The 1,035-nt window shown below is 35.1% G+C and carries 1 protein-coding gene and 1 pseudogene; both read left to right on the top strand.

The features are described from left to right. Positions 1-72: 72 nt before the first annotated feature. Positions 73-606 (top strand): annotated as a pseudogene (locus tag FHL06_RS15060) (DapH/DapD/GlmU-related protein); the annotation flags it as partial. Positions 607-618: 12 nt separating this feature from the next. Continuing rightward, positions 619-1,035 (top strand): SDR family NAD(P)-dependent oxidoreductase (locus tag FHL06_RS15055; RefSeq protein ID WP_153387319.1); only part of this gene is annotated, 417 nt, incomplete at its 3' end.

The following is a 1,035-nucleotide window of genomic DNA, read 5'->3' as shown; positions in this document are numbered from 1 at the left end:
AATGATTATTAATAAGTATTTAACATTATAATAATCTCCTCGTATACTGAAATCAATCAAAGAGGTGATCCAATGAAATCAGAAATGGATGTCGATACACAAGCTTATGAACAAATTGAAAAAATCAACGCTCGTAATCAGATTTTAGTTCAAAAGTTGAATTCAGTTCCACGTACAAAATCGGAAACAAGAGAAATCATTAGTCAAATAACTGGTGAAAAAATTGACTCAAGTACAGAGATTCGTTTGCCATTTTATACTGACTTTGGTCAAAATCTTCATTTAGGAAAAAATGATTACATTAGCAATTGTTCAATGTTTGTTGATTTAGGCGGCATTTATATTGGTGATAATGTTTTGATTGGACCTAATGCGACGATAACTTCGGTTAATCATCATCAAGAACCAAGTCGTAGAAGGCATTTAAAGTTTGATTCAGTTTATATACACGATAATGCGTGGTTATGTGCAAATGTCACCATTACTCCGGGAACTGTGATTGGTGAAAATGCCATTGTAGCAGCGGGTGCGGTCGTAACAAAAGATGTCCCCGCAAATACAATTGTTGGTGGTGTGCCTGCTCGAGTAATTAAAACAATTAAAGAATGGAGGAAATTTATGAGTTTAAAAGATAAAGTTGTAGTTATTATGGGAGCATCAAGTGGTATCGGTGCTGCTACCGCAAAATTATTAGCTAACAAAGGTGCCAAAGTAACTATTGCTGCTAGAAGAATGAATCGTTTGGAAGAAATTAAAAAGGATAATCCTGATAGTGATATTTTGGCAGTTGAAGCTGATGTCACTAAGGAAAAAGAAGTCCAAAATGTGATCGACAAGACAATTGAAAAATTTGGACGTGTCGATGTTTTGTTCAATAACGCTGGTATCATGCCAGTAAATAACTTGGACCAAATTGCTCGAGATGAATGGACAAACATGTTGGATATCAACATTAAAGGTGTTCTTAACGGAATTGCTGCAGCTTTACCAATTATGAAAAAGCAAAAGAGTGGACATGTGATCACGACTTCATCC

The sequence above is a fragment of the Companilactobacillus halodurans genome, assembly GCF_009600985.1.
GTDB lineage: Bacteria > Bacillota > Bacilli > Lactobacillales > Lactobacillaceae > Companilactobacillus > Companilactobacillus halodurans.
The sequence above is the reverse complement of the archived record's forward strand: the minus strand, read 5'-3'. Positions and strand labels throughout refer to the sequence as shown.